Origin of the sequence: Microbacterium sp. MTN4-26 (genome assembly GCF_042846595.1) — a bacterium.
In the GTDB taxonomy this organism is placed as follows: domain Bacteria; phylum Actinomycetota; class Actinomycetes; order Actinomycetales; family Microbacteriaceae; genus Microbacterium; species Microbacterium luteum.
Genome location: NZ_BTGO01000003.1, coordinates 156052 through 181932 on the forward strand (window position 1 = coordinate 156052; position 25881 = coordinate 181932).

Sequence of the window (25881 nt, forward strand, 5' to 3'; positions counted from 1 at the left end):
GCAGCATCATGCTTCTCAGGCTACGCGTCATCCGGTTGCTCCTCCGGTGGCGGAAGGCGCCGCCGATGCCGGATCGAGACGACGGTGCCGAGGATCTTGAACGGCAGCACTTCGCCGAAACGGTGGTCGGCGGCGCGCCGCAGGCGTGAGGCGAGGTCGGGTCGCTGCTCGGCGAGGGCGGCTCGTGCCATCTCGGCGTGCGGGGAATTGGACACGATCGCTATCGATTCGGCGTCTTCGATCAGGGGGATGATCTCGCGGAGGTTCTCCCGGGTCGACCGGCTCCCGGTCTCCAGGGCGATGGGTCCGCGGTAACCGCGCTCGCGGGCATAGCGCGCCATGATGCGTGCTTCCGGAACGGAGCTGTGCACTGCCCCGCCGCTCAGCACGAGCACCGTGCGCGGAACCCGCGGATCGATGGAGCGGATGCCCGCTCGCACGCGGTAGCGGTTGACGGCGTTCGCGCGCACGCCGCGATTGCCGTACCCGAGCACGACGATGGCTTCGACCCGGGGAGGCGTCGTGCGGCGGCGGGGAAGTCCGCGCCGGCTGGAGAGCCAGTGGTAGACATCGGCGGCGAGGGCGACCGCGATGACCGTGGCGACCGCGATCGTCGCCCCGGTCATCGCCGGGTTCCGCCGCACGTGCCGGTCCGGTTCAGGCGTGGAGGGCCTCGTTGAGCGTGACGCCCACGCCCGCTCGGGCGAGGGCCTCGATCGCTCCCGTGACGGAGTTGCGTCGCAGCAGCACGCCGTCGCGCCCGGAGAGGTCGCCCCCCTTGACGGTCGGGCGGCCGCCGTCGGCGACCGGCGGCTGATCGGCGAGCACGATCTTCGATCCGGCGGTGACGTAGAGCCCCGCCTCGACGACGCAGTCGTCGCCCAGCGAGATGCCGATGCCGGCATTGGCGCCCAGCAGCGTGCGCGCGCCGATCGACACCTTGTGGGTGCCGCCGCCGGAGAGGGTTCCCATGATCGACGCGCCGCCGCCGATGTCGCTGCCGTCGCCGACGACCACACCCTGCGAGATGCGTCCCTCGACCATCGACGCGCCGAGCGTGCCCGCGTTGAAGTTCACGAAGCCCTCGTGCATGACGGTCGTCCCGGGCGACAGGTAGGCACCGAGTCGCACACGCGACGCGTCGGCGATGCGGACGCCCTCGGGCGTGACGTAGTCGAGCAGGCGCGGGAACTTGTCCAGCCCCTGCACCTGGATTCCCTCGCGCGCCAGGAAGGGGCGCAGCCGCGTGGCATCGTCGGGGTGCATCGGCCCGGCGTTGGTCCAGGCGACGTTGGGCAGATGCCCGAAGATCCCGTCGAGGTTCAGACCGTTCGGGGCGACGAGGCGGTGGGACAGCGCGTGCAGTCGCAGGTAGGCGTCGGATGTGCCGGTCGGCGCGGCATCCAGGTCGATCTCCAGCGTCACCAGCTCGACGGAGACGGCGCGGCGCTCGTCGGGCACGGCCAGGTGGTCGAGGTTCTCGGTCGCCTTCGCGGGGTCGTATCCGCCGGGGATGCGGCCGGCAGCCGGGGACGGGAACCAGGTGTCCAGCACCGTCCCCGACTCGGTCACCGTCGCCAGGCCCGTGCCCCAGACCCATCGTTCGTCGCTCATGCCGTCCACGCTACCGGCTGCGATGCGGTCGTTAGACTCGGGGGATGCCGGACCTCGACCTCACCGCAACGTCCGTCGACCTCACGCGCGCGATCTGCGACATGCCCAGCGTCTCGGACGACGAGACCGTGCTGGCCGATGCCATTCACCTCGCTCTCGCCGAGCACGGTCACCTCGACCTGCATCGCGACGGCGACACGATCGTCGCACGCACCCATCTCGGTCGTGACCGCCGCGTCGTCATCGCCGGGCACATCGACACCGTTCCGATCAATCAGAACGTGCCCACGCGCGACATCGAGATCGACGGCGAGCCGTTCATCTGGGGTCGTGGGACGGTCGACATGAAGGCCGGCGTCGCCGTGCAGCTGAAGCTGGCGGCGGAGCTCACGTCGTCCAACGTCGATGTGACGTGGATGTGGTACGACCACGAGGAGGTCGCGGCCGAACGCAACGGTCTGACCCGCCTCGCGCGGAACAGTCCCGAGCTGTTCGCCGGCGACTTCGCGATCCTCGGCGAACCGTCCAACGGGGAGGTGGAGGGCGGCTGCAACGGCAACCTGCGCGCCGTCGTGCGCACCGAAGGGGTCAGAGCCCACAGTGCGCGCTCGTGGATCGGCGAGAACGCGATCCACAAGGCCGCTCCCATCCTCGCCCGCCTCGCGGAGTACCGCGCGCGGGAGGTCACCGTCGAAGGCCTCGCCTACCGCGAGGGGCTCAACGCGGTGCACGTGCGCGGAGGGGTGGCCGGCAACGTCATCCCCGACGCGTGCGAGGTCGAGGTGAACTACCGGTTCGCGCCCAGTCGCGACGGCGCCGAGGCGGAGCGCCATGTGCGCGAGGTCTTCGCGGGCTTCGACGTCGAGGTCGTCGACCTCGCCGAAGGGGCGCGACCCGGGCTCGATTCGCCGCTGGCGCAGGAGTTCCTCACGGCCGTCGGTGCCGAACCGCGCCCGAAGTACGGGTGGACGGACGTGGCACGGTTCTCGGCCATGGGCGTTCCCGCCGTCAACTACGGTCCCGGCGACCCGCACCTCGCACATCACGACGAGGAGCGGGTCCCCGTGGCGCAGATCGTCGAGGTCGAGCGCGGTCTGCGAGCGTGGCTGACCGCGTGACGGAGCGGGCGGAAGCTTCCGCCCCGTCGCTCTGGACGCGCCCGGCGCTGCGCGTCGCGTTGGTGTACCTGTCGGCGCGCGTGGTCACGAGCGCGTTCTTCGTTCTCGCCTCCGCGCTGGCCCCGGCGGATGCCCGGCACGGCCAGGGGGCGACGATCGGCACCTATGTGCTGGCGTGGGACGCCCAGTGGTACTGGCTCATCGCCTTTCAGGGGTATCCCACCGAGCTGCCGCTGACCGAGGCCGGCCGCGTCGCCGAGAACGCGTGGGCGTTCATGCCGCTGTATCCCGCACTGTCGGCGGTGGTCGCGGCGCCCTTCGGGCATTGGGGGGTCGGGGCGTTCCTGGTCACGCTCACGGCCGGCTACGGATGCGCGCTCGTGCTGCATCGGATGTTCCGCGAGCGTCTCGGCGAGAGCGCCGCGCTGTGGGGAGTGGTGTTCTTCTCCGCCGGGCCGCTCGCCGCCCTGCTGCAGGTGGGCTACGCCGAGGCGCTGTTCCTGTTCTTCCTGCTGCTGGCGATCCGCTGCGTGCAGAAGCGACGCTACGGCTGGCTGTACCTGCTCATCCCGCTCATGGGTTTCACACGACCCGGGGTGCTCGCGTTCGCGCTGTTCCTCGCCCTCTACGGTCTGTGGCGGCTCACCCGTCGCACGGTCGAGCCGGTCACCCGCCGGGATGTCGTGCACATCCTGGCCCTGGGCGCCCTCGCGACGATCGTCGGGTTCTCGTGGCAGGTGATCGCGGCGGTGGTCACGACGGACGCGTCGGCTTATCTGGAGACAGAGCTGGCCTGGCGGCGGCAGTGGGTCGGCGACGCGGGCGGATTCCTGCCGTTCGAGGGGTGGGTGCAGGGAGCGACGTTCTGGTTCCCGCGGTGGGGACTGCCCGCCTGGCTCGGCGTCACCGCCCTGGTTCTGCTGGTGGCCGCTGTCGCCGCCCTTCTCCTGCTCGAGCCGCATGTCCGCAGACTCGGGGTCGAAGTGCGCCTGTGGTCGGCGAGTTATCTCGTGTACCTTCTCGCGGTGTTCTTCCCGCAGTCGAGCACGTTCCGTCTGCTGTTCCCGCTCGCTCCGCTGGCCGGTGCGCTCGCCGTTCCCCCGTCCCGGCGGTGGCGGATCGGGGTGCTGGTGGCGTGTCTGATCGGCCAGGTGGTGTGGATCTACAACATGTACACGCTCGGAAACACGTTCTGGCGCATCCCCTGACGGCACATTTCCGTCGACGGGCGGGTGTGCACGATAAACTCGGGAGGCAGACCTCCACAAGAAAGGGAGCCACGATGGCAGCGATGAAGCCGAGAACCGGAGACGGGCCGATGGAGGCCGTGAAGGAGGGGCGCCTCATCATCGTGCGTGTTCCACTCGAGGGTGGGGGCCGTTTGGTCGTCTCTGTGAACGATGCTGAGGCCAAGGAGCTTCACGACGTTCTGGGGGGTGTCGTCAGCGCAGCCTGACGTACGTTCTCGTCTCACATACGAAAAGGCCGGTCCGAGGACCGGCCTTTTCGTGTGTGAGACCGGGTCAGCGAGGCTCTGCGGCGACGGTGGTCAGCTGGAGGAGGCCTTCGCCCACGATCGAGAGTGCGCCGATGACGGCGGATGAGGATTGCGTCTCCTGGATGAGGGAGCGGTATGCGGCTGTCGTCGGGTCGCGCCGCACGGGGTCGGAGACCGCCCCGCCACCGAGCACGCGCGGCACCAGCACCGTGCCGCCGGCGCGCACCAGGCGCAACCCGTGCTCGACGTACTCGATCACACCCTCGGGGTCGGCATCGACGAAGACGATGTCGTAGGAGGCCTCGTTCATGCGCGGGAGCACCTGGGCGGCGCGACCGGTGATGAAACGGGCTCGCGCGGCGGGCACGCGCGCGTCGGCGAAAGCCTGTCGGGCGGCGCCGAGGTGCTCGGGCTCGCTGTCGATCGTGGTGAGGGTCGCGCGAGGCGACCCGTGCAGAAGCCACAGGCCCGACACGCCCGCTCCGGTGCCGATCTCGACGATGTTCAGGGCGGCCGAGGCCGCTGCGATCACCGCGGCCTGGGCGCCGACTTCGGCGCTGATGGGCGCTGCGCCCAATTCCAGCGCGGCCGCGCGGGCACGTGCGATGTGATCGGGTTCGACGACGGACTCCGCCGCGAAGCGCCGATCGGCGTCTTGATCTGCCATGTCCACTCCTTCCGGATCAGCTTAGGTGCCGCATCGCGACGCGCCGCTGAGGCGCGACGGTAATCTGAAGGGGTGTTCAACGGCCTGACGTTCGAGAAGCTGATGCTGATCCTCGTCATCGCCGCCTTCCTGCTGGGACCGGAGCGGCTGCCGCGCTACGCCGAGGCGCTCGCGGGCCTCGTCCGGCGCGTGCGGGATTTCGCGCAGGGCGCGAGGACGCGCATGAAGGACGAGATGGGCGACGAGTTCGACGACGTCGACTGGCGGCAGCTCGATCCGCGCCAGTACGACCCGCGGCGCATCATTCGGGAGGCCCTCCTCGACGACCCGCCGGTTCCCGCCGCGAAGGCCGCGAAAGCCACGACGACAGCGGCTCCGGCGGTGAAGCCCGTCACGAGCAAACTCGAGCCCGGCACGCGGCCGCCCTTCGACAGCGAAGCGACCTGAGGGCGGGTTCGTATCGCCGACATCGCGCGGGCATAGGAGGCGCATAGGAGAGCGCGGTGCACTGTTCTCACGACACACGCACCCCATCCGAAGGAGTCGACCATGCGACGACCGGCCCTGACAACCGCCGCTCTCCTCACCTCCGTGCTGCTGGTCAGCGGCTGCGCGGCGACCTCGGCGTCGTCCGACACCGCGACCGCCACGACCGCGCCCTCCACCAGCACGGAGTCGACCACGTCCTCGACCGTGGACACCTCCAGCGAGAGCGGCGACATCGACTGGAGCACCCTGCCCACCACCGAGGTGGCGCTCACCGACGACGGGCTCACGATCACCGAGCCCGGAACCTATGTGCTCACCGGATCATCCACCGGGCAGATCGTCGTCGACAGCGACGGCCTCGTGCGCATCATCCTCGACGGCGTCACGATCGACAGCGCGGACGGTGCGGCGATCCGCGTCGACAATGCCGAGACGACCGTCATCGAGCTCGCCGAGGGGTCGACGAACTCCGTCGCCGACGCTTCGACCCGCAGCGACGAGGAGATCGACGGTGCGATCTACTCCGCGGACGATCTCGTGATCACCGGGACGGGCTCGCTCGAGGTCGCCGCGAACTTCGCGGACGGCATCGTCGGCAAGGACGATCTGTGGATCGAAGCGGGAACGATCGCCGTCTCGAGCGTCGACGACGGCATCCGTGGCACGGACTCGCTCACGGTGACCGGCGGCACGATCGACGTCGACGCCGCCGGGGACGGGATCAAATCCAGCAACGACACCGACGCCGGGGCCGGGCAGCTGGTCGTGTCGGGCGGTGAGATCACCATCACCAGCGGTGACGACGCCGTGAAGGCCGAGCAGCAGGTCACCATCAGCGGCGGAGTGATCGACATCGTGTCCTCCGTCGAGGGTATCGAGGCGCCCGTCATCGTGATCGAGGGCGGTCAGACGAGCGTCAACGCATCGGACGACGGCGTGAACGCGGCCGCCTCGGCCATCGTGACCAGCGGACTGTCGATCTCGATCAGCGGCGGCGACCTCAGCATCGTGATGGGTTCCGGCGACACCGATGCGGTCGACAGCAACGGAGACCTCACCATCAGCGGCGGCACGATCGACATCACGGCGCAGTCCGCGTTCGACTACGACGGCAGCGGGACCCTCACGGGCGGCACGATCACCGTCAACGGGGAAGAGGTCACGGAGCTGTCGAACCAGATGATGGGCGGCGGCATGGGCGGCGGCGGGCGTCCCTGAGACGACGTCTCCCGAAGAGGCACCCGGTCGCGCTCAGCCGGTCGTGAACGGCAGGGCGCGGCCGGGCAGATCGCGCGGCCGTGCGGCGAGAGCCTTCGCCAGCGCCGTGATGGCGCGCGCGGCCGGGTCCTCCGGGACAGCGATCACGCCGGGCACACCGTCGTCGCCGGCCTGACGGAACGCCGGACTCAGGGGGATCGATGCGACGACCTCCACTGGCTCGGAGGCGGTGGTCAGCGCATCCGCCACCGCGCGTCCGCCGCCGGAGCCGAACACCTCGAGCGCCGTGCCGTCGGGAAGAGACAGGGCGGACATGTTCTCCACCACGCCGATCAGGCGCTGTCCGGTCTGACGGGCGACGAGCCCGCTGCGCACCGCGACGTCGGACGCGGCCGGCTGGGGCGTCGTGACGACGAGCACCTCGGCGTGGGGGAGGAGCTGGCCCACCGAGATGGCGACGTCTCCGGTGCCCGGCGGCATGTCCAGCAGCAGCACGTCGAGGTCACCGAAGAACACGTCGGTGAGGAACTGCTGCACGGTCCGGTGCAGCATCGGACCGCGCCAGGCCACCGCGCCCACCGGTCCGTCGGCGTCACCGCGACGCAGGAACATCCCGATCGAGACGACCTTCACGCCGTACGCGACCGGCGGCAGCATGAGGTCGTCGATCCGGGTCGGCGAGGGTGCTCTGCCGTCGGCGTCGACGAGTCCGACCAGGCCCGGGATCGAGAAGCCGTGCACGTCGGCGTCGATGAGCCCGACGGAGAGGCCCTGTTCGGCGAGCGCCACGGCCAGGTTGGCCGTCACACTCGACTTGCCCACGCCCCCCTTGCCGCTCGTGACGGCGATGACGCGCGTGAGCGAATCGCGGCCGAACGGCATCTGCCGTGCGGGTCGCCCGTCGCGGAGCTTGTCGGTCAGGGCCCGGCGCTCGTCGAGGGTCATCACCCCCACCTCGAGGTCGACGGCGTCGACGCCGGTCACCGCCGCCGCTGCGTCGGTGACATCACGCGAGATGCGGTCGGCGGCGGGGCATCCGACGATGGTCAGAGCGATCGCGACGTGCGCGGTGCCGGCGTCGACGCTCACCTCGCGCACCATGTCGAGATCGCTCAGCGGACGGCGCAGCTCGGGATCGATGACCGAGCCGACGGCCGTGCGGACGCGGGATGCGAGGTCGCTCACGTGGTGGAGGACTCCTTCCGCGGGGCGTCATCGAGGTGCGTGAGCATCTTCTTCAACTCTCCGCGGAGCACGTCTTTGGTGAGCACATCGCCCTTCATGTCGTTGACCGCCATGCGGAGAGCGACGATCTCCCTCGCGAGGTACTCCGTGTCGGCCAGGTTCCGCTCGGCACGCTGTCGGTCCTGCTCGATCTGCACGCGGTCGCGGTCGTCCTGGCGGTTCTGGGCGAGCAGGATGAGCGGAGCAGCGTACGACGCCTGGAGCGAGAGCATGAGCGTCAGGGCGGTGAAGCCATTCGCCGCCGAGTCGAACCGGAGGTCGACCGGCATGAGGGTGTTCCACGCCAGCCACGCCGCGCAGAAACCGCTCAGGATCACCAGGAACGCCGGCGTGCCCATCGCACGTGCGATCCACTCGGTGAACCGCCCGAAGCGATCACGGGAGGGCTGCGGGGTGCGCCCGAGAACACCGGAGCGCCCGCGGGGCGCATCGAGGCCTCTGATGCGGGTGATCTGCTTGCGCTCGCGAGCCATCATCGCCTCCTCGTGGGGATCGCGGCGGTCGTGGTCGGAACGGCGGGCACCTCGGGGCCCTCCGTCTCGACCGAACGCCAGTCGTCCGGCAGCAGGTGGTCGAGAACGTCGTCGATGGAGACGGCCCCCACCAGGCGTCGCGCGGGATCGACCACCGGTACCGATACCAGGTTGTAGCTGGCGAGCATGCGCGCGACCTCGGACGCCGCCGCCGTCGCGGGGATGGGGTCGACGGAGTCGTCGATGATGGCGCCGAGCCGCTCGTGCGGCGGGTAGCGCAGCATCCGCTGGAAGTGCACGGTGCCCAGGAGCCGGCCCGTGGGGGTCTCGTAGGGCGGGAGGGTGATGAACACCGAGGCCGCCAGTGCCGGATGCAGCTCGTGGCGCCGGATGAGGGCGAGAGCCTCGGCGACGGTCGACTCCGCCGACAGGACGATCGGCTCGTTCGTCATGAGGCCGCCGGCGGTGTCGGGGCCGTACTTCAGCAGGTCGCGCACATCTTGCGCCTCCTCGGGCTCCATGAGGCCGAGGAGCTGCTCCGATCGCACCTTGGGCAGCTGGCCGAGGAGATCGGCGGCGTCGTCGGGTTCCATCGCGTCGAGGATGTCGGCGGCGCGCTCATCGTCGAGCTGCTCGAGGATGTGCACCTGCTCGTCTTCGGGCATCTCTTCCAGCGCGTCGGCCAGGCGGTCGTCGGGAAGCTCCTCGGCCACTTCGATCAGGCGATCCTCGGGGAGATCGAGGAGGGTGTTGGCGAGGTCGGCGGGCTTGAGCTCGGAGAAGCTCGCCACCAGCTGCTCGGCCGATTGCGCTTCGCCCGGCTCCTGGTCTTCGCGCACCTGCGACCAGGTGGCGAAGGTCGTCGCGCCCTTCGAGAAGGGGGATCCTCCCGTCTTGGGTCGCCGCAGGAAGAGCTGGCCGATGTCCCAGTCCCCGAGGCGGCTGCGCTCGATGGCGACGTCCTCGATGACGGCGGTGCCGGATCCGTCGCGCAGGAAGACGCGACGACCGACGAGCTCGGCCATGACCCGCACCTCGCCGCCGCGCTGCTGGAAGCGGCGCACGTTGATCAGGCCGGTGGTGATGACCTGGCCCGGACGGATCGAGGTGACACGGCCGATCGAGAGGAACACGTGACGCCGACCGGGGATCTCCACGATCAGCCCGACGACCCGGGGCGGGTCATCGGCACGGAAGATGACGACCACGTCGCGCACCTTGCCCAGCCGGTCGCCCGCGGGGTCGAAGACGGCGCAGCCGGTCAGGCGGGCGATGAATACCCTCTGCGTGCTCACGATTCCAGCGTAGACCGGCGTCGTGGGAGGATGGAGGAATGAGCATGATCGGCGGACGCGGCTCCCAGGCCACCGGAGAGGTGGGTCCCACGGTCGCGTCGTTCCCGACGTACGAGGCCGCGCAGAAGGCGGTGTCGGAGCTGATCTCCGGGGAGATCCCGGCTCGTGAGATCGCGATCGTCGGCACGGGACTGCGCTCGGTCGAGCGGGTGACCGGCCGTCTCGGGTACGCGTCGGCCGCTCGGTCGGGAGCGATCAACGGGCTGCTCCTGGGGCTGTTGTTCAGCGCCGTGGTCGTACTCGGATCTCCGACGGTTCCCATCCAGGTCTTCGTCGGCGTGCTGTTCGTCGGCATCGCGATCGGGATGCTCTTCAGCATCGTGACCTACTCCCTCGTGCGCCGTCGGCGCGACTACGCCTCGGTGATGGCCGTCGTCGCGGACACCTACGAGGTGACCGTCACGGCCAACAGCCTTCATCGTGCCCGACAGGTGCTGGGCCCCCGGGCGAACGGGCCCGCCGGGACCGACCCCGCCGTGCCCGGCCCCGCCGTGCCCGGCCCTCCCGCACATCCTTCCGACCCGCCGGCTCGCCCGTCGTCCACCGACGCGCCCGACCGGCCGGTCGCGCCGCCGCAGTACGGCGAGCGCGTCGACCCGGATGCGCCGCGCCGCGCCGAGGACGACGCCCCCGGCTCGTGAGCGCCGACACCGTCGAGGTGGAGCTTCCCGCGGGCACGGTGCCGGTGAGTGCCGCCACCGCGGTCCCGGCCGAGCCGTGGGCGGTCCTGGCGGTGGCGCACGGTGCCGGCTCGCGGTTCGATCATCCCGGCGTGACCGGCTTCACCGACGCGCTGAACGCGTGCGGCGTCGCGACGGTGCGCTTCAACTTCCCGTACGCCGAGGCTGGTCGGCGCATGCCGGGCCCACCCGCGCACGCGATGACGGCATGGGAGGCGGTCGCCACGAAGGTGACGTCGGAGTTCCCGCATCTGCCGTTCTTCGCCGCGGGGCGCTCCTATGGCGGCCGGATGGCGTCGATGGCCGCCGCAGAAGGCCTCCTGCGCCCCCGGGGATTGATCTATCTCGGCTACCCGCTGCATCCGCCGGGCAAGCCGGAGAAGCCGCGTACGGAGCATCTTCCCGCGATCGTCGTGCCGCAGCTGTTCCTCTCGGGAACGCGCGACGCCTTCGTGCAGCCGCTCGAGCAGCTCGACGAGGCGGTCGCGGCGTGCCGGGACGCCACCCTCGTGACGATCGACGGGGCCGGGCACGGCTTCGAGGTCGCGGGGCGACGTCGATCAGCCGACGAGGCGGCCGCGCACCTCGCGCCGATCGTCGTGGACTGGATGCGCGCCCGGGTTTGAGCGTCTGGTCACCGCCCGGCGGCGTACCCCTGCATGCCGCGGGCGTTCGCGGCTGCCCACAGCACGCCGTCGTCATTCCGTCCCACCGCGGAGACCCTGCCGAGCGCCCACGCGCCCGCGCGCGTGATCCGATGCCCGCGCGCGGCGAGGGCGTCGATCACGTCGTCGCCCAGCCGGTCTTCCACGACCGCGCCCGCCGGGGTCCAGGTGCGCGGCCAGAACGAGTCGGCGAGGGCCGTGGTGTGCAGTGCGGGCGCGTCGATCGCAGCCTGCGGGGAGAAGCCGCCGACGAGGATGCGCAGCAGAGTGAGCAGCTGCCACTGGTCCTGCTGGTCGCCGCCGGGCGATCCGAGCGCCATCCGAGGGCGGCCGTCGCGCAGCACGAGCGTCGGGGTGAGCGTGGTGCGGGGGCGCCGTCCCGGCCGCAGAGCGGACGGTCGCCCCGGCTCGAGCCACGTCATCTGCAGTCGGGTCCCGAGGCAGAAGCCGAGCTCGGGGATCGTCGGCGATGACTGCAGCCAGCCGCCCGACGGCGTCGCGGCGACGACGTTGCCCCACCGGTCGATGACATCGATGTGGCAGGTGTCGCCCCGCGTGTGCCCGGTCCGGTCGACGGTCGGCTCCCCGGTGCCCGCAGCCGCGGCGGGCGAGCCGGTGCGCAGCGGCGGAACGAACGGCGTCGCGCCGCCGGGGGATCCGGGTCGGAAGTCCGCGGCGGCGGTGGGTCCGATGAGGTCGCGACGCGCCGCGAGATAGTCGGCCGACAGGAGCGCCTCGAGGTCGACCTCGTCGTCGCCGAACCAGGCGTCGCGGTCGGCGTAGGCCAGCTTCTGCGCCTCGAGGATGTGGTGGGCGCCCGCCTCCTGCGACGGATCGAGCAGATCGTCGGCGAGCGGCTCGAGCATCCCGAGCACCGCCAGCAGCGCGGGCCCCTGCGTCCACGCGCCGGCCTTGACGATCTCGTGGCCGCGGAAGGTCGCGCTGACCGGCTCCTCGTACCGGGCATCGAATCCCGCGATGTCCTCGGCGGTGAGGACGCCGGCATGGTCCCGGCCGTCGGAGTGACGGTGCGGCGTCGCCGCGAAAGCCGACGCCGCGCGGGCGACCTCGCCCGTCTTCCACTCCCGTCGAGCGGCGTCGACCCGCGCGGCGCGGCCCACGGGGCCGTCGTCGCGCACCGGGCACGTTGCCTGCACGAGGCTCTCCAGGACCTCCGCGTAAGCGGCGTTGCGGATCAGCTCGCCCGCCCGCGGAGCCGCTCCGCCGGGCAGCCACTGCGCCGCCGAGGTCGGCCACGCCTCCCGGAACAGGCCCTCGACGCGGGCGATCGTGGCCGCCGCGCCCGCCACCAGCGGATGGCCATCGCGCGCGTAGCCGATGGCGTACGCGAGAACGTCGCGCAGCTCCCACGTGCCGTGGTCGCGCAGCAGGAGCAGCCACGCGTCCACGGCGCCGGGCACCGCGGCGGCGAGGGCGCCTGCCCCGGGCACGAGATCGAGACCCTCGGCCCGCAGATGCGCGATCGAGGCGCCGGCCGGCGCCGGGCCCTGGCCCATGAGCACGCGCGGCTGCTCGCCGGCGGGTTGGATGAGGCCGACGAGGTCACCACCCGGACCGTTCAGATGCGGTTCCACGACGTGCAGCACGAAAGCGCCCGCGACGGCCGCGTCGAAGGCGTTGCCACCGCGCTCGAGCACCGCCTGAGCGGTCGCGGTCGCCGTCCAGTGGGTCGAAGCCGACATGCCGAAGGTGCCGGTCAGCGTCGGCCGCGTCGTGAAGGCGGGCTCTTCGGTGTAGCTCACGGCGTCAGGATGTCGCCCGCGCGATCCAGGCCTCGACCTCGTCGGCGGTGCGGGGGATCGCCGCAGAGAGGTTCTCCACGCCGTCCTCGGTCACCAGCACGTCGTCCTCGATGCGCACACCGATGCCGCGGTATTCCTCCGGCACCGTCAGGTCGTCGATCTGGAAGTACAGTCCGGGCTCGATCGTGAACACCATGCCCGGCTCGAGCAGTCCGTCGTAGTACATCTCGCGGCGGGCCTGTGCGCAGTCGTGCACGTCGATGCCGAGGTGGTGACTCGTGCCGTGCACCATGTAGCGGCGGTGCTGCCCGCCGCGGTCGGCGTCGAGGGCCTCCTCCGCCGTCACCGGCAGGAGCCCCCACTCGGCGACCCGGGCGGCGATCACCTCCATGGCGGCCGCGTGGACGTCGCGGAACCTCACCCCGGGCCGGGCGACGGCGAACGCGGCGTCCGCCGCCTCGCGCACCGTCTCGTAGACACGCCGCTGGGTGTCGGTGAAGGAGCCGGAGACCGGGAGCGTGCGGGTGATGTCGGCGGTGTAGAGACTGTCGACCTCGACGCCGGCGTCGACGAGGATGAGATCCCCCGGCGCGACCGCCCCGTCGTTTCGCGTCCAGTGCAGGTAGCACGCGTGCGGCCCCGAGGCGGCGATGGTGTCGTAGCCCTCACCGTTGCCGTCGCTGCGGGCGCGCAGGTGGAAGACGCCCTCCACGACGCGCTCGCCGCGAGGGTGGGCGACGGCACGGTCGAGATGGCGCACGATGTCGTCGAAGCCGCGAGCGGTCGCATCCACCGCGAGGCGCATCTGGGCGATCTCGTAGTCGTCCTTGATCAATCGAAGCTCGGAGACGGCACGCGTGAGGTCCTCATCCTCGCCGAGGACGAGGTCGTCCTCGGCGCCGGCGAAGTCGTCGATGTGCGCGGTCGCGATGCCGAGGTCGACGGCGACGCCCTCCCGCGCGGGACGGGGGCCGATCCAGAACTCCCCGATCGACGCGTCGGCGTAGAACTCAGCGGTGGTGCGGTCGGCGCGCTCGCGGAAGTACAGCGTCGCCGTGTGACCGTCCGCGACCGGGTCGAGCACGAGAACGGAGTCCGGCTCGGAGTCGGAGGCCCAGCCGGTCAGGTGGGCGAAGGCCGAGTGGGCGCGGAAGAGGTAGTCGGTGTCGTTGCTCCGCTGCTTCAGCGAGCCCGCGGGGATCACCAGCCTTCTTCCGGGGAACGACGAAGACAGCTTCTTGCGCCGGGCTGCCGCGAAGGGGGCCTGGTCACGCTGCGGCGGTGCGGAATCCGGCCGCGGGGCCCACCCGGTGGAGATGGTGTCGAGGAAGCCCTGCGGAAAGGGCTGCCGACGATTGGTGCCGCTGTCGTGCGTGGTCTCCGCCGTCTCGGTCGCCGCGATCGTGTCGCTGTCGCCAGTGCTCATCTGTTCAGTCTCGCACTTGTGAGCCCGGGCGTCACCGGGCCGATCATCGGGGCTCGTACTGCACCACGAGAGGTCGGTGGTCGCTGCCCGAGCCGTCGGTCGACTGCAGCACGAGCGACCCGGTCGCCACCCATGACGGCGATGCGAGGATGTGGTCGATGGGTGCGCCCACGTGGGAGGGCAGCTGCGAAGGCCACGTGCCGACGGCGCCGTTGCCGGTCTCCGAGGCCGCGTCCAGGCATCGACCCAGCGTGCCGCCGTCGATTCCGTAGGCGGCAAGATGGTCGACCGTGGCGTTGAAGTCACCCGCCATGATGACGTTGTCCTCGGCGCACTGGTCGGCGAGCCACTGCAGGTCGCTGCGCCACTGCGCCATGTCGTCGACGCGCGGGGCGACCGCGTGGGCCGCGACGACGGTCGGACCGTCGCCGGAGGTCGGCATCACGACCGCGCTCGGGACGGTCGAGGTGTTGCTCGAGCCGTCCTGCGAGGATTCGATGACGGCGTAGTCCCCGAGGTCGGGGGAGATGAGGATCGTCGTCGAGAGGGCATCCCATCCGGCGTCCTGGCTGCCGAACGTGGCGTGGTGCACCCACATGGGGCGCCCATAGTCCCGCATCGCGATCGCGACCTGCTCACCTGTCTCCGCGCTCGTCTCGGGCAGGGTGACGATGTCGGCCTGCATCGCCACGGCGATCTCGGCTATCGACGCCGCCGACGTGTTCCCGCTCCCGGCGGTGTTCCAGGTCATCACCCGGATGCTCTCCTCGGTCGACGCGGGGAGGGCCTCGGTGCCCCACCCGCGCCCGTACAGGATCGCGCCGTTGCCGGCCGCGGCCAGCAGGCACACGATCGCGAGGGTCGTGGCGAACGCCCGGAGCGGTCGGATCAGCGCGACCAGCAGCGCCAGCAGGGCGAGCACCACGAAGGCGGCTGCGACGAGGCCTCGGAAGGAGACGATCTGCGCGATGGGGAATCGGTCCTGGACGCGGAACACGTCGGGTACCGTCACGATCGCCGCCGCGAGCGCGAACGCCGCAGCGGCGACGAACCCGAACACGCGCAACACGACACGAACCCTATTCGCGCAGACTGAAAGAAGCGTCAAGGTCGGCACGGTGCGCCCTGGATCGCCCTTCCGGCCGGGCATCGGACGCCAGGGCGCTGGCGGACGCTACCCTCGGAAGAATGCAGCGGTCGGGTCGATGTGAGGGGCCGGGCGATCTGCATCTGCACTCGACGCACTCCGACGGGACCGAGCCGCCCGCGCAGGTCATGGCCGCAGCCCACGCGCACGGCATGCGCACCGTGGCGCTCACCGATCACGACACGACCTCCGGGTGGGCGGAGGCGGCAGACGCCGCGACGTCGCTGGGCATGACGTTCGTGCCCGGCATGGAGATGTCCTCGCAGCACGAGTGGCGCAGCATCCACGTGCTCGCCTACCTGTTCGACCCGGACGAGCCGCGCCTGCGCGCGATGACCGACCGCGTGCGTCGCTCGCGGCTGCAGCGAGCTCGGATCATGGCCGACCGCATCGCGCGCGACTACGACATCACGTGGGAGGACATCGTCGCCCAGACGAGCACCGGCGCGACCGTCGGACGCCCGCACATCGCCGACGCCCTCATCGCCCGCGGCGTCGTCGCCGACCGCGGCGAGGCGTTCTCGACGATCCTCGCAACGGGCGGCGACTACTACGTGTCGCTGTTCTCGCCCGACCCGGTCGAGGCGGTCGAGCTCATTGTGGGCGCCGGGGGAGTGGCGATCATCGCGCATCCGGCCGGCCGGGCCGGGATCCCGCCCAAGCGCCTGCTGACACGCATGCTGGATGCGGGACTTGCCGGCTTCGAGCTCGGTCACCGCGAGAACCTCCCGGCCGCGGTGGCGACACTGCGCGCGCTCGCCGACGAGCGGGATCTGATCGTCACCGGATCCAGCGACTACCACGGGCTCGGAAAACCCAATCAGCCGGGAGAGCACACCACGAGCGAGGCGATGCTCGAGCGACTGATCGACCGCGGGACGGGCTGCGCGCCGGTCTTACCGTGAGCGGTGATGCCGCTCAGGCGGTGCCGGCCGCGCCCTCGCGCGGGCCGCGCGGTCCTCGCCGGCGACGGCGGCGCGGCGCGGGGCGTCCGTCGTGGTGCTCCTTGCCCTGACCGTCGTGCGTGCCGGCCCCGTCGCTCTCGCGGTCGGATGCGTCCGCGCCGCGCGCGGCTTCGCCCTCAGCCGGGCGGGGTCCGCCGTCGGATCCGGTGCTGCGGCGGCGGCGACGGCGTCGCGGCGACCCGTCGCCGCCGTCACCGGCTTCGCGTCGGGGTCCGTCGGCCTTCTGGGCCTTCGGAGCGGTCGCCATGCGCCCCTTCGTGCCCGCCGGGATGTCGAGGTCCGTGTACAGGTGCGGGCTCGACGAGTAGGTCTCGGTCGGCTCGGGCTGGCCGAACTCCAGCGCTCGGTTGATGAGCGCCCACTTGTGCAGGTCGTCCCAGTCGACGAAGGTCACCGCGATGCCCGTGCGCCCGGCCCGGCCGGTGCGGCCCGCGCGGTGCAGGTAGGTCTTCTCGTCGTCGGGGATGGTGTGGTTGATCACGTGTGTGACGTCGTTGACGTCGATGCCGCGCGCAGCGACGTCGGTGGCGATCAGGACATCCTTCTTGCCCGCCTTGAACGAGGCCATCGAGCGTTCCCGCGCCTCCTGGCTCATGTCGCCGTGCACAGCGGCGGCGTTGAAGCCCCGGTCGCCCAGTTCGTCGACGAGCTTCTGCGCGGCCCGCTTGGTGCGGGTGAAGATCACCGTCTTGCCGCGGCCTTCGGCCTGCAGGATGCGCGCGATGACCTCGTCCTTGTCGAGCGAGTGGGCGCGGTAGACGAGATGGCGGATGTTCGCCTGGGTGAGACCCTCGTCGGGGTCGTTCGCCCGCATGTGGATCGGGTTGGACATGAAACGCCGGGCGAGGGTGACGATCGGCCCCGGCATGGTCGCGGAGAACAGCTGCGTGTGGCGCACGGCCGGCACCTTCTGGAAGATCTTCTCGATGTCGGCGAGGAAGCCGAGGTCGAGCATCTTGTCGGCCTCGTCCAGCACGACCTCGGTGGCGTTGGAGAGATCGAGCAGACGCTGATTGTTGAGGTCGATCAGGCGTCCGGGCGTGCCGACGACGATCTGTGCTCCGGCCTTCAGCTGGTCGATCTGACCCTCGTAGGCCTTGCCGCCGTAGATCGCCACCACCGAGGTGGAGCGGTTCGAGGTCAGCATGTCCATGTCTTCGTAGACCTGCACCGCGAGCTCACGCGTGGGCACGACGATGAGCGCCTTCACCCCCGGCTCGGGGTTGTGGCCAAGACGCTGGACGACGGGGATGCCGAACCCGAACGTCTTGCCGGTGCCGGTCTTGGCCTGCCCGATGATGTCCTGCCCCGGCAGGCCCAGCGGGATCGTCTGCTCCTGGATGGGGAACGCGTCGACGATTCCTCGTGCGGCGAGGGCGTCGACGATGTCCTGGTCGACGCCGAGTTCGGCGAAGGTGGTCACGGTGTGGGAACCCGTCCGGCAGTGAGACGCTGCCTGTGGTCGGCCCCGGGCGCATCCGTGGCGCACGCTGGGGCGAAAGTGTGTCCACGCCCTTCTCTCAACCACGGGCGCGGTGCCCCGATCCGACGCCGGGGACCGAACCAGGATAGCCGAGGGCGCCGCGCACGCCGCGCGGCGGGCCGCGCGGACCCGCGTGGCGGCCTAAGGTGGAGGCCGTGGTGACCTGGTTCTGGCAGCGGCGTCCGCAGGGGCGCCTGCTTCAGCTTCGCTCCCGCGGCGAGCTCGGCGACGCGATGCGGGTGGACTTCGAGGAACTCGCCCCGGAGATCGCCACCTACCTCGGCCAGGCCGCCTATCTTCAGCTGGGGTTCTTCGAGACGCTGAGCGAGCTCATCCAGACCACGCCGGAGCTCGCGCAGAAGGAGGCCGTGTCGCGCGCCGCGGGTGCCGCGCTGACCAAGCACGAGGAGCTGGTGGCGCTCATCCGCGATCGCGGTGAGGACCCCACCAATCTGATGCTGCCGTTCCGCGAGCCGCTCGATGCCTTCCGGCGGGCGACGCACGGTCGACGGCCGCAGGAGACGATGCTCTCCGTGCACATCACCGCGGGGCTGCTCGATGACTTCTACCTCGCCCTCTCGGCCAGCTACGGCGAGGCCGGCCGCCGCGTGGCTCGTGTGCTTCGCGCCGACAACGACCGCCAGGCGATCGTCGACATCGTCGCCGAGACGATCGCCAGCGACCCCGAGTGGAAGGCGCTCCTTGCCATGTGGGGGAGACGCCTGGTGGGCGACACCCTTCTGATCGCCCGATCGGCTCTTCGCCCGACCGCGCTCGACGCCGACGACGAGGAGAAGGTCGAGCCGGTCTTCACCGAGCTCATGGCAGCTCATTCACGACGCATGGACGCGATGGGCCTGGCTGCCTGAGGGCCCGGCCGGGTGTTCCGGCTACGACCGTCAGTCGATTCCGAGCGCTGCCCTCTCGCGGGCATCGTGCGTCAGGCGAACCCTCGCCAGCAGAAGCGCCGCCGGCCAGCACACCACCGCCGGCACGACGAACGCCGACAGCCACGGCCACAGCGAGTCGATGCCGATGCCGGCCCAGGTCAGGGCGAGCCACGCCACCCCGGCGGCGATGGTGCCGAGAACCGGGATGACCGCCGCCCCGCGCGTCTGGCGATGGGGCACCTGGAGGTGAGCGGCGATCCCGATCGCCGCGCCGATGATGAGGGCGATGAGGATCTGCATCGATCAGGCGACGAAGCCGACGCGGCGGGATTCCTCGCTGCCGAGCTCGACGTAGGCGAGCGCCGCGGTGGGCACCAGGTAGGAGTTGCCCTTCGCGTCGGCGAACTCGATGTGCGCGGCGCCGGAGTCCAGAGCCGTCGCGACGGAGCTCTTCACGTCGGCGGCCGACTCGTTCGTGTCGAAGTTCAGCTCACGTCCGGTGTTCGCGATGCCGATGCGGATCTCCACGTCACATACCTCCTGGCGACTCGGGCCGGTACGGCCCGCACCCGCGGGGTTCTGCGGGTGCACGGCCAGCCTACGGCACCCGCACGCCCGGCTCCCGGGCCTCGCGCACGCTCTGGGCGAACGCGCGCGGGCCGGGACCGGGATGTCGGCGGCGGCGGCTAGCGTCGTGGCGTGATGACTTCCGTCGCGAGCGCCTTCCCCGCGTCCGCCGCCGACGCCGCGTCCGGCCCAGGGGTGCGCGCGGAGAACCTCGACGATGCGCAGCGCGCGGTCGTGGCGTCGGCGATCGGGGCATCCGGAGTCGTCGTCGGCGCACCGGGCACGGGCAAGACCACCGCCGTCGTCGCCCGCGTCGTGGCGCTCGTCGAACGCGGGGTCGACCCGGACGAGATCGTCGTGCTCACGCCCTCCCGGCAGACCGCGACGGCGTTGCGGGACCGCCTGGCCGTCGCGGTCGGCACGGCGACGTCGGGGCCGCTCGCGCGGTCGGTGGCCTCCTTCGCGTTCGCGATCGTGCGATCGTGCGCCGTCGCGGCGGGCGCCGAGCCGCCCCAGCTCCTCACCGGCGGCGACGAGGACCAGATCATCCACGACATGCTCGACGGCGACGCAGAGGACGAAGCGCTGCCGGGGGCGGTGAGCCGATGGCCGTCCGGGCTCGGGGCCGGCATCCGTGACACCACGGGTTTCCGATCCGAGGTGCGCGCCTTCCTCGCCGAATGCGCGACGCTCGGGCTGGACCCTGTGCGGCTGGACGCTCTCGCAGCCGACCACGACGTCGCGGAGTGGCGCGCGATGGCGTCGTTCCAGCGCGAGTACGTGCGCGTGCGCGCCGGGATGCGCGGCGCCCATCGCGATGCCGCGGGCCTGGTCCGCGAGGCGGTCAGCCTGGTCGCAGCGGGAGCGGTGGGGGTGGAATCGATCGCGCGCATCCGTCATCTGCTCGTGGACGACGCCCAGGAGATGACGGCCGGGGCCGTCGATCTCCTCGACGCCTGCCGTGCGCGCGGCATGAGCGTGCTCGCGTTCGGTGACCCCGATGTCGGTTCCGGAGCGTTCCGCGGCGCGACGCCGCAGAACTTCGCCCGCCTGGCGCGCGTCCTCGGGTCGGTCGCTGTGCTCGGCGCCGCGCACCGGGGCACAGCGCACTCGACCGACGTCGTTCGCCGGGTCACCCAGCGGATCGGAGCCGCGGGGGTCGTCGCGCACCGATCCGCGCCGGGGGATACCGTGCCCGACGGATCTGTGCGCGCCGTGACGGTCCGCTCCGCCGCCGAGGAGTACGACGTCATCGCCCGGATGCTGCGGGAGCGACACGTGCACGACGGCGTTCCGTGGCGCGAGCTCGCCGTGATCGCCCACGACACCCGTCAGGTGACCGGTCTGCAGGCCGAACTGTCTGCGCGTGACGTGCCCGCCCTCTCGCCCGGTTCCGCCCAGGCCCTCGGACAGATCGCACCCGTGCGCGATCTGCTGCGCCTGATCGAGATGGCCGCCGCCGACCGGTGGAGCGCGGATGAAGTCACGGACGCGCTCCTCGGCGTGACCGGGCGACTCGACCCGATCGAGCTGCGCCGGCTGCGGTCCGCCCTCCGGCACGCCGAGGTGGCCGCCGGCGGCGAGCGTGCGGGTCGGGAGCTCCTGCTGGCCGCGATGCGCAGCCCCGTCGAGTTCGACATCATCGATGCGCGCGAGGCGCGACGCGCCGCCGCGCTCGCGCGGACCCTGGCTCATCTCCGCGACGAGCTGGAGCGGGGTGCGAGCGCCCACGAGCTGCTGTGGGCGGCGTGGGAGCGGTCCGGCCTGCAGAAGCCGTGGGCGCGGACCGCAGCGGGTCACGGTCCGATCGCGGATCAGGCCGGGCGGGACCTCGACGCCGTCGTCGCGCTCTTCCAGGCGGCGAAGCGGTTCGGTGAGCGCTCCGTCGACGCCGACCCGCGTGTCTTCGTGCGCAGCGTGCTCGATGCGCGTGTCGCCGAGGACCGACTCGATCCGCCTCCGCACGACGACGTCGTGCGCGTGCTCACTCCGGCGGCGTCGCTCGGGCTCGAGTTCGACACCGTCGTCGTCGCCGGCGTTCAGGAGGGGGTGTGGCCGAACACCCGCCTGCGCGGAGGACTGCTGCACACCTGGCGCCTGGCCGACGCTCTCTCGCGCGATGACGAGCATGCCCCGTCGACCCTGGACCGACGTCGCGCCGCGATGCACGACGAGCTGCGGCTGCTGGTGCGGGCGCTCAGCCGCTCCCGGGCGCGCACCGTCGTGACCGCGGTGGACGACGACGACACCGGCCCGAGCGTTTTCTTCGAGTTCCTCCCGCCCGCCGAGTCGGTCGCCGTCGAGCATCCGCTGTCGCTGCGCGGCCTCGTCGCCGCCCATCGGCGCACGCTCACGACGACGCGCGCGATCCTCGACCCCGGCGCGGCGGCGGCCGCTCGCGCGCACGCGGCCGCACAGCTGGCCCTGCTCGCCGACGCGGAGGTGCCCGGGGCGGACCCGACGCACTGGTACGGCGTTGCCGGACCGACCTCCACCGGCCCGCTGCGCGACCTCGAGCGCGAGCACATCCGCGTGTCCCCCTCACGCCTCCACGCGCTGGAGGAGTGCGAGCTCAACTGGGTGATCGCCGACCTCGGTGGAGACCCGGGCGGCGTCACGGCGGGGCTCGGCACGATCGTCCACGCGGCGCTCGAGCATGCCGTCGAGACGTCGGAAGAGGCGCTGTGGGCCGTCGTCGAGGCGCGCTGGGGCGAGCTCGCCTTCGAAGCCGGCTGGCGTGAGCGCGCCGAGAAGGCGCGTGCGCGCGACCTCATCCGGCGCCTGCACGCCTATCTGCGCCGCTTCGACGGCGACGGGGGTCGCCTGATCGGCGCGGAACCGCACTTCGAGGTCCCCCTCGCCGTCGTCGGTGCCGAGGACGCACCTCACGGCATCGTGCTCTCGGGATACATCGACCGCGTCGAGCTCACGCCGGAGGGCACTGTCGTGATCGTCGACCTCAAGACCGGGAAGCGGGAACCGCAGACGGACGCGAAGGTGGCCGACAACCCGCAGCTGGCCGCGTACCAGCTCGCGTTCGAGTCCGGTGCCATTCCCGAGGCGGTGGGGCATCCCCCGGGCGGCGCGCAGCTGCTCGTGCTGCGACCCACGTCGAAGGCGGACTACGTCACGCCACGCCAGCCGCCGTTCGACGAGGAACGCCGCGCGGCGTTCCACGCCCGCATCCAGGAGGCCGTCGCCGTCATGCGGGCGACGTCCTTCGCCGCACCCTACGAGGAGCACTGCCGCGACGAGCACGCCTACGGGCTGTGCCGCATCCACACCATCGGGGCGGTGAGCGCGTCGTGACCGTTCCCGCCGTCGTCCTCGCCGCGGCGCTCGGTCAGTACCCTCCGACGCCGGAGCAGACCGCCGTCATCGAAGCCCCGCTCGCTCCGGCGCTCGTGGTCGCGGGAGCCGGGAGCGGCAAGACCGAGACGATGTCGGGACGGGTGGTGTGGCTCGTCGCGAATCGACTCGTGCGCCGGGACGAGGTACTCGGTCTCACCTTCACGCGCAAGGCCGCCGGTGAACTCGCCGACCGCATCCAGAGGCGGCTGGCGCGGCTGGCCGAGTTCGACGCGCGAGGTCTACTGCCGCACCTCGAGCGCCTTCACGCCGAGGGGCGGCTCGAGGTGTTCGCACGCATCGAGCGCGCGGGGGGTCCGGCCCTCGCGCGACGTGCGGCGATGGAGGAGCTCGCCGTCGCCGTCGGCGCCACGCCGCGCGCGGCCGGAGAGCTCGACGACGAGTTGCTGCACCGGCCGACCGTGTCGACGTACAACGCGTTCGCCGACCAGATCGTGCGCGAACACGCCGTGCGTATCGGCCGCGACGCCGAAGCCGCGGTGCTGAGCGAGTCGGCGGCGTGGCTGCTCATGCGGCGCGTCGTCTTCGCGTCCGACGATGAGCGCCTCGAGGAGCGGGGCGAGGCGGTGCGATCCATCGTCGATGCGGCGCTGCGCATCGCACGCGACGCGGTGGACAATCTCGTCGACCCCGAGGAGCTCGCGGCGTTCCCCGAGCGCTTCTCGGGTGTGCTCGAGCGGCCCTCCACCACCAAGCGCACCGTCGTCTACAGAGACGTCGAGGTCGCCGAGAACAACGTGCGCGCGCTGACGCTGCTGTCCGACCTCGCGCGCGAGTACGCGGCGCAGAAGCGACGCCTCGGCGTCATCGACTTCTCCGATCAGGTCGCCGGCGCCCTCGAGGTGGTCGCGGCGCATCCGCCGGCGGCCGACGAACTGCGCGACCGCTATCGGGTCGTGCTGCTGGATGAGTACCAGGACACCTCCGTCGCCCAGACCGATCTGCTTGCGTCTCTGTTCGCCGGAACGGCGGTGATGGCCGTCGGGGATCCGCATCAGGCGATCTACGGCTGGCGGGGGGCGAGTGCCGGCAACCTCGGCGGATTCGTCGACGCATTCGCTTCGGAGCAGACCTGCGCGCGCTTCGCGCTCCTGACGAGCTGGCGAAACGGCATCGGCGTCCTCGACGCCGCGAACGCGGTGCTCGCGCCGCTCGCCACCTCCTCGCCGGTCGCCGTCGCCGAGCTCCGGCCGCGACCGGATGCACCGGCTGGGGAGGTCGAGATCGGCTTCGACGACGCGCTGGACGCCGAGACCGATCGGGTGGCACGGTGGTTCACCCGGGTCCGCGCGGAGCGTTCCGCGCGAGGACGTGCGACCACCGGTGCGATCCTGTTCCGATCCAAGAAGCACATGGTGCGCTTCGGCGACGCCCTCGCGCGGCACGGCATCCCGCATCGCATCCTGGGCCTCGGCGGCCTGCTGTCGACCCCCGAGGTCGTCGATGTCGTGAGCGCACTCCGGGTGATCAGCGACCCGTCGGCGGGCTCGGCCCTCATCCGACTCCTGGCCGGTCCGCGCTGGAGCATCGGGCTGCCGGACCTGCGCGAGCTGTCGGCGCTGTCTCGACGTATCGCGTCGCACGACGAGGCGCTGCGGCCCCTTCCGGCAGAGGTCGTGGCGACGATCCGCGGAAGCGCCGCGGACGATGCCGGGTCGTTGTCGGACGCTCTCGACTTCGTCGTGCGCCACGGCCCAGACCACGGCTGGCTCTCGGGGTTCACCCGCGAAGCGGTGACGCGCCTCACCGAGGCGGGCGCGGTCTTCGCGGGACTCCGTCGTGCCGTCGGCATGCCCCTACCCGAGCTCGTGCGCCTCATCGAGAGCGAGCTGCGCCTGGACATCGAGCTCGCCGCCAACGAGTCTCGCGGACCCGCGCGCATCGCCTCGGCCCAGCTGCGCGCATTCGTCGACGAGCTGCACGCCTTCCTCGCCGCCGACGAGACCGGTTCGATCGCGAGCCTCCTCGCGTGGCTCGATCACGCCGAGCAGCTCGACGAGTTCGCGCCGCGCACCGAGCCGCCCGAGGACGACGTCGTGCAGCTGCTCACGATCCACGGGTCCAAGGGGCTGGAATGGGACGCCGTGGCCGTGGTGCGGCTCGTGAAGGACGAACTGCCCAGCGCCCCGCGCGACACGAAGGGCTGGCTCGGCTTCGGCGTGCTCCCTTACGCTTTCCGCGGCGACGCCGCCTGGCTTCCGGACTTCCGGTGGCGCGCGGACCTCGCCGAGACCCAGCAGGACCTCAAGACGAATCTCGACGCCTTCGTGGCCGAGAACCGTGCCCGTCAATTCGACGAGGACCGGCGGCTCGCCTACGTCGCGGTCACACGCGCGCGGGATCACCTGCTCCTGACCGGCTCGACGTGGTCCGGCACCAAGCGTCCTCGCGAACGGAGCGTCTTCCTCGAAGAGGTCGCTCGCGCGATCGGCACGGAGCTCCCCGCGGACGAGGTCGGCGAGAACCCGTATCTCGGCGAACGACGCGTGCTGCACTGGCCTCTCGATCCGCTCGGGGAGCGACGCGAGCTGGTCCTGTCCGCCGCGGGCGCGGTCGGTGACGCGATCAGCGCGCCGCGCACCCGGCCCGACGACGATCTGGCCCTGCTCCTGGCCGAACGCGAAGCTCGCGCGCGACCCCGTTCGGGCGGTGCGCCCACGCGCATCGCGGCATCCCGCTACAAGGACTTCGTGTCGGACTACGACGGCACCGTCGCGCGGCTGTCACGGCCGTTGCCGGAACGACCGTACCGGCAGACCCGGCTCGGGACGCTGTTCCATGCGTGGGTCGAGCACCGGTCGGGCCTCGTGGGCGCGGGAGGATCCCTCGACGACGCCCTGTGGGAGTCGGACGACGAGTCGGCCGACGCTCCGGCTGCCGGCGACGCCGATGCGGATGCGCTCGGCGCGCTGCGGCGCACGTTCGAGCGCAGCGAGTGGGCACCGCTGCAGCCTCTCGAGGTCGAATCCGAGATCGACTTCACCATCGCCGACCTCGACGGCGCCACGCACGTGGTCATCTGCAAGCTCGACGCGGTCTACCGCCGCGACGACCGCGACGGACGGATCGAGATCGTCGACTGGAAGACCGGCGCGCCGCCGCGGAACGACGCCGAACGCGCCGAGCGCATGCTGCAGCTGGAGCTCTACCGTCGGGCCTACCACCACAAGCACGGTGTTCCGCTCGCAGAGATCGACGTGGCGCTGTACTACGTCGCCGACGATCTCGTGCTGCGCGCCTGACCCGGCC

23 protein-coding genes are annotated in these 25881 nt (G+C 71.5%); 11 read left to right on the top strand and 12 right to left on the bottom strand.

Features of this window, described 5'->3' with window-relative positions; translation table 11 throughout:
* Positions 1 to 20: 20 nt before the first annotated feature.
* Positions 21 to 626: a YdcF family protein gene (locus tag ACGG9C_RS03615; protein WP_071042926.1), complete on the bottom strand. Its 606-nt coding sequence runs from the start codon at positions 624 to 626 to the stop codon at positions 21 to 23.
* Between the two features lie 31 nt (positions 627 to 657).
* The gene (dapD, locus tag ACGG9C_RS03620; protein WP_194384973.1) at positions 658 to 1614 is read right to left on the bottom strand and encodes a 2,3,4,5-tetrahydropyridine-2,6-dicarboxylate N-succinyltransferase; all 957 of its coding nucleotides are present in this window, start codon (positions 1612 to 1614) and stop codon (positions 658 to 660) included.
* Positions 1615 to 1658: 44 nt separating this feature from the next.
* Here dapD and dapE point away from each other — a divergent pair, with 44 nt between their 5' ends.
* The 3 genes from dapE to ACGG9C_RS03635 all read left to right on the top strand — a co-directional run bounded on the left by dapE (position 1659) and on the right by ACGG9C_RS03635 (position 4188).
* Positions 1659 to 2732: a succinyl-diaminopimelate desuccinylase gene (gene dapE, locus ACGG9C_RS03625; RefSeq protein WP_194384974.1), complete on the top strand. Its 1074-nt coding sequence runs from the start codon at positions 1659 to 1661 to the stop codon at positions 2730 to 2732.
* Complete coding sequence (locus ACGG9C_RS03630; protein WP_194384975.1) at positions 2729 to 3940, top strand: hypothetical protein; 1212 nt, start codon at positions 2729 to 2731, stop codon at positions 3938 to 3940. The genes dapE and ACGG9C_RS03630 overlap by 4 nt, the downstream gene beginning before the upstream one ends.
* A gap of 74 nt (positions 3941 to 4014) precedes the next feature.
* Positions 4015 to 4188, top strand: a complete 174-nt coding sequence (locus ACGG9C_RS03635; RefSeq protein ID WP_064485917.1) for a DUF3117 domain-containing protein — start codon at positions 4015 to 4017, stop codon at positions 4186 to 4188.
* A gap of 67 nt (positions 4189 to 4255) precedes the next feature.
* Here the strand turns inward: ACGG9C_RS03635 and ACGG9C_RS03640 are convergent, their stop codons facing one another.
* Positions 4256 to 4897, bottom strand: coding sequence for an O-methyltransferase (locus ACGG9C_RS03640; RefSeq protein ID WP_071042928.1), 642 nt, complete (start codon positions 4895 to 4897; stop codon positions 4256 to 4258).
* A 72-nt stretch (positions 4898 to 4969) separates the two neighbouring features.
* Between ACGG9C_RS03640 and ACGG9C_RS03645 the strand changes: the two genes are divergently transcribed.
* Positions 4970 to 5344: a Sec-independent protein translocase TatB gene (locus ACGG9C_RS03645; protein WP_228480977.1), complete on the top strand. Its 375-nt coding sequence runs from the start codon at positions 4970 to 4972 to the stop codon at positions 5342 to 5344.
* A gap of 102 nt (positions 5345 to 5446) precedes the next feature.
* Entirely contained in the window at positions 5447 to 6604 is a 1158-nt protein-coding gene (locus ACGG9C_RS03650; RefSeq protein ID WP_194384976.1) for a carbohydrate-binding domain-containing protein, read from the top strand.
* A gap of 33 nt (positions 6605 to 6637) precedes the next feature.
* Here ACGG9C_RS03650 and ACGG9C_RS03655 read toward each other — a convergent pair whose 3' ends face one another.
* The 3 genes from ACGG9C_RS03655 to ACGG9C_RS03665 are packed head-to-tail and all read right to left on the bottom strand — an operon-like array spanning position 6638 to position 9617.
* Entirely contained in the window at positions 6638 to 7789 is a 1152-nt protein-coding gene (locus tag ACGG9C_RS03655; RefSeq protein ID WP_228480978.1) for an Mrp/NBP35 family ATP-binding protein, read from the bottom strand.
* On the bottom strand, positions 7786 to 8322 hold the full coding sequence (locus ACGG9C_RS03660; protein ID WP_194384977.1) for a DUF1003 domain-containing protein: 537 nt from the start codon (positions 8320 to 8322) through the stop codon (positions 7786 to 7788). The genes ACGG9C_RS03655 and ACGG9C_RS03660 overlap by 4 nt, the downstream gene beginning before the upstream one ends.
* Positions 8322 to 9617, bottom strand: a complete 1296-nt coding sequence (locus ACGG9C_RS03665; protein WP_194384978.1) for a magnesium transporter MgtE N-terminal domain-containing protein — start codon at positions 9615 to 9617, stop codon at positions 8322 to 8324. Before ACGG9C_RS03665 ends, ACGG9C_RS03660 begins: the two co-directional genes overlap by 1 nt.
* 38 nt (positions 9618 to 9655) lie before the next feature.
* On the opposite strand from ACGG9C_RS03665, the gene ACGG9C_RS03670 reads away from it, so the two are divergent.
* The gene (locus tag ACGG9C_RS03670) at positions 9656 to 10318 is read left to right on the top strand and encodes a general stress protein (protein ID WP_194384979.1); all 663 of its coding nucleotides are present in this window, start codon (positions 9656 to 9658) and stop codon (positions 10316 to 10318) included.
* Positions 10315 to 10983: an alpha/beta family hydrolase gene (locus tag ACGG9C_RS03675; RefSeq protein ID WP_194384980.1), complete on the top strand. Its 669-nt coding sequence runs from the start codon at positions 10315 to 10317 to the stop codon at positions 10981 to 10983. The genes ACGG9C_RS03670 and ACGG9C_RS03675 overlap by 4 nt, the downstream gene beginning before the upstream one ends.
* 8 nt (positions 10984 to 10991) lie before the next feature.
* Here ACGG9C_RS03675 and ACGG9C_RS03680 read toward each other — a convergent pair whose 3' ends face one another.
* The 3 genes from ACGG9C_RS03680 to ACGG9C_RS03690 form a co-directional block, all read right to left on the bottom strand.
* On the bottom strand, positions 10992 to 12725 hold the full coding sequence (locus ACGG9C_RS03680; RefSeq protein WP_390178249.1) for a gamma-glutamyltransferase family protein: 1734 nt from the start codon (positions 12723 to 12725) through the stop codon (positions 10992 to 10994).
* Positions 12726 to 12789: 64 nt separating this feature from the next.
* Entirely contained in the window at positions 12790 to 14211 is a 1422-nt protein-coding gene (locus ACGG9C_RS03685; RefSeq protein WP_071042936.1) for an aminopeptidase P family protein, read from the bottom strand.
* A gap of 43 nt (positions 14212 to 14254) precedes the next feature.
* Positions 14255 to 15280, bottom strand: a complete 1026-nt coding sequence (locus ACGG9C_RS03690; protein WP_071042937.1) for an endonuclease/exonuclease/phosphatase family protein — start codon at positions 15278 to 15280, stop codon at positions 14255 to 14257.
* A 119-nt stretch (positions 15281 to 15399) separates the two neighbouring features.
* Between ACGG9C_RS03690 and ACGG9C_RS03695 the strand changes: the two genes are divergently transcribed.
* Positions 15400 to 16263: a PHP domain-containing protein gene (locus tag ACGG9C_RS03695; RefSeq protein ID WP_194384981.1), complete on the top strand. Its 864-nt coding sequence runs from the start codon at positions 15400 to 15402 to the stop codon at positions 16261 to 16263.
* A 13-nt stretch (positions 16264 to 16276) separates the two neighbouring features.
* Here the strand turns inward: ACGG9C_RS03695 and ACGG9C_RS03700 are convergent, their stop codons facing one another.
* Entirely contained in the window at positions 16277 to 17746 is a 1470-nt protein-coding gene (locus ACGG9C_RS03700) for a DEAD/DEAH box helicase (RefSeq protein WP_071042939.1), read from the bottom strand.
* A 215-nt stretch (positions 17747 to 17961) separates the two neighbouring features.
* Here ACGG9C_RS03700 and ACGG9C_RS03705 point away from each other — a divergent pair, with 215 nt between their 5' ends.
* On the top strand, positions 17962 to 18675 hold the full coding sequence (locus tag ACGG9C_RS03705) for a ferritin-like fold-containing protein (RefSeq protein WP_071042940.1): 714 nt from the start codon (positions 17962 to 17964) through the stop codon (positions 18673 to 18675).
* A 30-nt stretch (positions 18676 to 18705) separates the two neighbouring features.
* On the opposite strand, the gene ACGG9C_RS03710 is transcribed toward ACGG9C_RS03705, so the two are convergent.
* Complete coding sequence (locus ACGG9C_RS03710) at positions 18706 to 18996, bottom strand: hypothetical protein (RefSeq protein WP_071042941.1); 291 nt, start codon at positions 18994 to 18996, stop codon at positions 18706 to 18708.
* 3 nt (positions 18997 to 18999) lie between these two features.
* Positions 19000 to 19224 carry a DUF3107 domain-containing protein gene (locus ACGG9C_RS03715; protein WP_071042942.1) on the bottom strand — a complete coding sequence of 75 codons (225 nt, stop codon included), beginning with the start codon at positions 19222 to 19224 and terminating at the stop codon, positions 19000 to 19002.
* Positions 19225 to 19398: 174 nt separating this feature from the next.
* Between ACGG9C_RS03715 and ACGG9C_RS03720 the strand changes: the two genes are divergently transcribed.
* Both ACGG9C_RS03720 and ACGG9C_RS03725 read left to right on the top strand, forming a co-directional pair.
* A complete protein-coding gene (locus tag ACGG9C_RS03720; protein WP_194385472.1) occupies positions 19399 to 22572 on the top strand; it encodes an ATP-dependent DNA helicase in 3174 nt (1057 codons plus the stop codon).
* On the top strand, positions 22569 to 25874 hold the full coding sequence (locus tag ACGG9C_RS03725; protein ID WP_194384982.1) for an ATP-dependent DNA helicase: 3306 nt from the start codon (positions 22569 to 22571) through the stop codon (positions 25872 to 25874). The genes ACGG9C_RS03720 and ACGG9C_RS03725 overlap by 4 nt, the downstream gene beginning before the upstream one ends.
* Positions 25875 to 25881 lie beyond the last annotated feature (7 nt).

Excerpts from the sequence above, each read along its gene's own strand:
- ACGG9C_RS03615 (WP_071042926.1), bottom strand. The coding sequence starts at position 626 with ATGACCGGGGCGACGATCGCGGTCGCCACGGTCATCGCGGTCGCCCTC.
- dapD (WP_194384973.1), bottom strand. The coding sequence starts at position 1,614 with ATGAGCGACGAACGATGGGTCTGGGGCACGGGCCTGGCGACGGTGACC.
- dapE (WP_194384974.1), top strand. The coding sequence starts at position 1,659 with ATGCCGGACCTCGACCTCACCGCAACGTCCGTCGACCTCACGCGCGCG.
- ACGG9C_RS03635 (WP_064485917.1), top strand. The coding sequence starts at position 4,015 with ATGGCAGCGATGAAGCCGAGAACCGGAGACGGGCCGATGGAGGCCGTG.
- ACGG9C_RS03640 (WP_071042928.1), bottom strand. The coding sequence starts at position 4,897 with ATGGCAGATCAAGACGCCGATCGGCGCTTCGCGGCGGAGTCCGTCGTC.
- ACGG9C_RS03650 (WP_194384976.1), top strand. The coding sequence starts at position 5,447 with ATGCGACGACCGGCCCTGACAACCGCCGCTCTCCTCACCTCCGTGCTG.
- ACGG9C_RS03660 (WP_194384977.1), bottom strand. The coding sequence starts at position 8,322 with ATGGCTCGCGAGCGCAAGCAGATCACCCGCATCAGAGGCCTCGATGCG.
- ACGG9C_RS03670 (WP_194384979.1), top strand. The coding sequence starts at position 9,656 with ATGAGCATGATCGGCGGACGCGGCTCCCAGGCCACCGGAGAGGTGGGT.
- ACGG9C_RS03680 (WP_390178249.1), bottom strand. The coding sequence starts at position 12,725 with ATGTCGGCTTCGACCCACTGGACGGCGACCGCGACCGCTCAGGCGGTG.
- ACGG9C_RS03685 (WP_071042936.1), bottom strand. The coding sequence starts at position 14,211 with ATGAGCACTGGCGACAGCGACACGATCGCGGCGACCGAGACGGCGGAG.
- ACGG9C_RS03695 (WP_194384981.1), top strand. The coding sequence starts at position 15,400 with ATGCAGCGGTCGGGTCGATGTGAGGGGCCGGGCGATCTGCATCTGCAC.
- ACGG9C_RS03710 (WP_071042941.1), bottom strand. The coding sequence starts at position 18,996 with ATGCAGATCCTCATCGCCCTCATCATCGGCGCGGCGATCGGGATCGCC.
- ACGG9C_RS03720 (WP_194385472.1), top strand. The coding sequence starts at position 19,399 with ATGACTTCCGTCGCGAGCGCCTTCCCCGCGTCCGCCGCCGACGCCGCG.